The 4,704-nt window shown below is 58.5% G+C and carries 5 protein-coding genes and 1 pseudogene; 4 read left to right on the forward strand and 2 right to left on the reverse strand.

Annotation, left to right across the window (positions count from 1 at the left end; genetic code table 11):
* The coding region (locus tag ACGYLQ_RS20470) for a hypothetical protein (RefSeq protein WP_394444622.1) at positions 1–185 on the forward strand (185 nt) is incomplete at its 5' end.
* Between the two features lie 132 nt (positions 186–317).
* Here ACGYLQ_RS20470 and fghA read toward each other — a convergent pair.
* On the reverse strand, positions 318–1,157 hold the full coding sequence (fghA, locus tag ACGYLQ_RS20475; protein WP_276155446.1) for an S-formylglutathione hydrolase: 840 nt from the start codon (positions 1,155–1,157) through the stop codon (positions 318–320).
* Positions 1,158–1,215: 58 nt separating this feature from the next.
* On the reverse strand, positions 1,216–2,334 hold the full coding sequence (locus ACGYLQ_RS20480; protein WP_346348384.1) for an S-(hydroxymethyl)glutathione dehydrogenase/class III alcohol dehydrogenase: 1,119 nt from the start codon (positions 2,332–2,334) through the stop codon (positions 1,216–1,218).
* A gap of 135 nt (positions 2,335–2,469) precedes the next feature.
* Between ACGYLQ_RS20480 and ACGYLQ_RS20485 the strand changes: the two genes are divergently transcribed.
* The 3 genes and pseudogenes from ACGYLQ_RS20485 to ACGYLQ_RS20495 all read left to right on the forward strand — a co-directional run.
* Positions 2,470–3,339, forward strand: coding sequence for a LysR family transcriptional regulator (locus ACGYLQ_RS20485; RefSeq protein ID WP_040182693.1), 870 nt, complete (start codon positions 2,470–2,472; stop codon positions 3,337–3,339).
* Positions 3,340–3,370: 31 nt separating this feature from the next.
* On the forward strand, positions 3,371–4,276 hold the full coding sequence (locus tag ACGYLQ_RS20490) for a bestrophin family protein (RefSeq protein ID WP_040182691.1): 906 nt from the start codon (positions 3,371–3,373) through the stop codon (positions 4,274–4,276).
* A gap of 234 nt (positions 4,277–4,510) precedes the next feature.
* Positions 4,511–4,633 (forward strand): annotated as a pseudogene (locus tag ACGYLQ_RS20495) (IS6 family transposase); the annotation flags it as partial.
* Between the last annotated feature and the right edge of the window lie 71 nt (positions 4,634–4,704).

Raw genomic sequence — 4,704 nt, forward strand, 5'->3', positions numbered from 1 at the left:
AGGCGCTGCATCGAGGATGGTATATTCATACCTACCGCCTAACCAAGCGCCGCACCGCAAACAAGTTGGCAATCCCCCTCGAACAACTTGTAAGCCGGCAAGTCTGCCGCGGCAATTCGGCAGAAGGTACAGGTCTCAGACATCAACGAGCCTCTCTGTCGGTGACTTCTGAAAATCAAGGCTAGCCAGTTTGAAAGGCAGCGCAAGCGAACCTCGGCCGCCTTGTCGATGATTTCCTCTTCCAACCGATGGGATCGGAAGACTGGCGAAAGCAACATGCTTTAGTCCTACATCCAAAAGGCGAAGGGTCGGAGCCGTTACCTATCCAAATGGAGGGCGTGAAACCGCAGGTGATCATCCACAAAGCTCGAGATGAAGAAATAGCTGTGGTCATACCCCTCCTGCCGCCGCAGGGTCAGAGGATAGCCGCTCGCCTCCGCCGCCGCTTCCAGCGCGCCGGGCCTGAGCTGCTCGTCAAGGAAATCATCCGCTTCGCCCTGATCCACCAGCGTTGGGAGCCCGCCATTGGTCTCGCGCATCAGAAGGCTTGCGTCATAAGCCTCCCAGGCGCCGCGGTCGTCGCCCAGATAGGTGCTAAAGGCCTGCCGGCCCCAGGGGCAATTCACCGGATTGCAGATCGGGCTAAAGGCAGAGACGGACCTGTATCGCTCCGGGTTGCGCAACGCCAGAACCAGCGCACCGTGGCCGCCCATCGAGTGCCCGAAGATCGACCGCTGATCGCTTACCGGAAATGTCTCTTCGATCAGCCTGGGCAATTCCTTCAGCACATAGTCATACATATGGTAATGCCGGTTCCATGGGGCTTCTGTCGCATTCACATAGAACCCGGCCCCCTGCCCCAGATCATAGGTCTCCGCATTGGCCACATCGTCGCCCCGTGGGCTGGTGTCGGGTGCCACCAACGCAATACCGAGTTCCGCCGCAAGGCGCTGCGCCCCGGCTTTGTGCATGAAATTCTCATCTGTACAGGTCAGGCCAGAGAGGAAGTAGATCACAGGGACCTTCTGCCCCTGCGCGGTCTGTGGCGGCAGGTAGATCGCGAAGCGCATATCGCAGTTCAACCTATCGGAATGATGGCTGTAATGTTTGGTCCAGCCACCAAAGACCTTGTTGGCGCTCTTTAGTTCCAATGACATGGCAGGTCTCCCAGAAGTTGTTCGGACCGCGCCGCAAGCGGCGCGGCACCGGAGGCAGTCAGCTGTCAAAATGAATGACAGAACGGATGCTCTTGCCCTCATGCATCAGGTCGAAAGCCTCGTTGATCTCTTCCAGACTCATGGTGTGGGTGATAAAATCATTCAACTTGAACTCGCCCTGCATGTAGCGTTCGACATAGTCAGGCAGCTCTGACCGCCCCTTGACCCCGCCAAAGGCCGAGCCGCGCCAGACCCGGCCGGTGACCAGCTGGAACGGACGGGTCGAGATCTCCTGCCCCGCACCGGCGACTCCGATGACCACGGATTCGCCCCAGCCCTTGTGGCAGCATTCCAGCGCCGAGCGCATGACATTGACGTTGCCGATGCATTCGAAGGAATAATCGACGCCGCCGTCGGTCATCTCGACGATCACCTCCTGAATCGGCTTGTCGTGATCCTTGGGGTTGATGAAGTCGGTCGCGCCCAGCTTGCGGGCGAGGTCGAATTTGCTTTCGTTGATGTCGATGACGATGATCCGGCTGGCCTTGGCCATCGTGGCGCCGATCACGGCGGAAAGGCCGATGCCGCCCATGCCGAAGATCGCGACGGTTGCGCCCTCCTCGACTTTGGCGGTGTTCATCACGGCGCCCATGCCGGTGGTGACGCCGCAGCCCAGCAGGCAGACCTCTTCCAACGGCGCCTCGGGGTTCACCTTGGCGAGGGAGATTTCCGGCAGTACAGTGTATTCCGAGAAGGTCGAACAGCCCATGTAATGCAGGATCGGCTGGCCGTCCTTGTAGAAGCGGCTCGTGCCGTCCGGCATCAGACCCTTGCCTTGCGTTTCGCGGATCTTCTGGCAGAGGTTGGTCTTGCCGGATTCGCAGAATTTGCACTCGCCGCATTCCGGCGTGTAGAGCGGGATCACGTGATCGCCAACCGCTACGCTGGTGACGCCCTCGCCGATCGATTCGACGATGCCGCCGCCTTCATGGCCGAGAATGACCGGGAACAGCCCCTCGGGGTCTTCGCCGGACAGGGTGAACGCATCCGTGTGGCAGACGCCCGAAGCGATGATCTTGATCCGCACTTCGCCCTCCTTGGGCGGCATCACTTCGATCTCTTCGATCGAGAGCGGTTCGTTGACGGCCCAGGCGACAGCGGCTTTGCATTTGATGATATCGGTCATGGCACTCGCTTTGTTTTCCTTGATGTCTGACCGACAAATAGACTATCCCAAGAGAAGCGATAATCACGTTGATTTACAAAACACTATTACCATCATGCAACAATTGTGGGGTTGAAGAGGAACACAGTGCTGAGCTGGGAAGGGGTTTCCGAATTCGTAGCTGTGGCCGAAACCCATAGCTTTACCGCCGCTGCCGGAAATCTCGGGATTTCCACCGCACAGGTCAGCCGCCAGATCGGAGCACTGGAGGCGCGGCTCGACACCAAGCTTTTCTACCGCACCACGCGTAGGGTGACGATCACCGAAACCGGGCAGGTCTATTACAACCATTGCCGCCAAGTGCTCGACGGGCTGGCCGAGGCCGAGCGCGCGATCACCGATCTGCAGCAGAACCCCAAGGGACGCTTGAACATGACCGCACCCGTGACCTTTGGAGAAAGCCGCATCGCACCTTTGGTCAATGATTTCCTGCGGCGCTTCCCAGATCTGGAGATCAATCTAAGGCTAACCAACCAGTTGCTCGACCTCGTGGCGGAAAGCTATGATCTTGCCATTCGCCTGGGCGAGTTGGAGGACAGTTCCATGATGGCAAGACGCCTGAGTTCACGCCGGCATTACACCTGCGCCGCGCCCGACTACCTCGCCGCCCATGGCACCCCGCACACCCTGTCCGAACTCGACAAGCACAATTGCCTTCAGGGTACTTTGGGATATTGGCGGTTTCAGGAAAAAGGAACCATGCGGCATGTTCGGGTGAAGGGCAATCTGCGCTGCAACAGCGGGGCCTCTCTGGTCGATGCCGCACGCAGGAACCTGGGGATCATTCAGCTGCCAGATTACTACGTCGAGGGAGAGCTGCAGGAAGGGAGGCTGGTTTCGATTCTGGAAACCTATCGCGCGCCTGACGATGGCATCTGGGCGATCTATCCGCAAAACCGGCATCTGTCGCCAAAAGTCCGGTTCCTGATTGACCACATCGGGGACGGGTTGCGATGAATCGTCCGTCAAAGGCACAGAGGAACTTTAGATGATTGTCAGAGATCCCCCGAAGGCGCTGAACCTGTTCTTTGTCATGCAGGGCTCGATCGTTCCCAGAATCGCGGGCAGAATTGTCGGGGTCGCCGTGCTGACGGCGGCGGTGCTGTTGGTTGATCAACATATCGTCCCCCTGCCCCGCGTCTCCATTGCGGCGATGGGCGTCTTTGGCATCGCGCTGTCGCTATTTCTCGGGTTCCGCAACAATGCTGCTTATGACCGCTGGTGGGAGGCGCGCAAGCTTTGGGGGACAATGATCGCCGACCTGCGCAATCTGGGGCGACAGCTTACCATCTTTGTTCCTGAGGCCGAAGACCGCCGGAAAATCCTATCTTTAGGGGTGGCATTCAGCCATCTGCACCGCGGCTTTCTGCGAAACGCAGAGGTAAGGGCGGATCTGTCTGGTTGGATAGACGAAACCCGCGCGCAAGCCTTGCTCGCAAAGACCAATCCCGCAGATGCGGCCCTGCGGGCGATGGCGGAGCAGATAAGCACCTTGAGCAATAGCGGCGCCGTTGATGGCTTCGGGAAGATGACCCTGTCTAGCACGCTGTCTTCGCTGGCTATGGCGCAGGCCGGATGCGAACGGATTGCGACGACGCCCTTGCCCTTTGTCTATTCCCTTCTGGTGCGCCGCACGACCTATCTCTATTGCTTTTTGCTGCCCTTTGCCCTGATCGAGGCGACGAACTGGTTCGCGCCGGTCTTCACCGCGGCGGTTGCCTATGTTTTTTTTGGGCTGCAGGCCGTTACCAACGAACTCGAACTGCCGTTTCGAAACGTGCAAAATGGTTTGCCGCTCGACGCCATGTGCCGGATCATCGAGAGGTCTGCCTGTGAAGCCCTCGACCAAAAGCCGCCTCCGGCTTGGCCCCCCCAGAAATACGTCCTTACCTGACCCCTTCGACGCCGCCGACGTGTTGCCGGATTCGGCAATCGTTGAGCGCTTTATTGCCGCAATTTCTGTCTATAGAGCCAACTGCGTTGATCGCCCTTCGAAAACGTGTCTCTCGCGGTGAGCTTGCTGATGCCAACATTGACGCAGGCTGTCATAGTGCATAACGTCCTCGGGTGTTGTCACGTTAACTAGCCTGAGGTTGCTGGTTAATCGATCCGGGCGTAGGCGACGTGGATGCAGACACAAAAGATCAGCTACAAACGCCACCGGTATCCTCCTCAGATCATCGCTCATGTTGTCTGGCTCTACGTCCGGTTCAACTTGAGCCTGCGGGAGGTAGAGGAGCTGATGCGGGATTGCCAACTTGTTTGCGGTGCGGCGCTTGGTTAGGCGGTAGGTATGAATATACCATCCTCGATGCAGCGCCT

The sequence above is a fragment of the Sulfitobacter sp. 1A12779 genome, assembly GCF_043557315.1.
Lineage (GTDB): Bacteria > Pseudomonadota > Alphaproteobacteria > Rhodobacterales > Rhodobacteraceae > Sulfitobacter > Sulfitobacter faviae.

Excerpts from the sequence above, each read along its gene's own strand:
- fghA (WP_276155446.1), bottom strand. The coding sequence starts at position 1,157 with ATGTCATTGGAACTAAAGAGCGCCAACAAGGTCTTTGGTGGCTGGACC.
- ACGYLQ_RS20490 (WP_040182691.1), top strand. The coding sequence starts at position 3,371 with ATGATTGTCAGAGATCCCCCGAAGGCGCTGAACCTGTTCTTTGTCATG.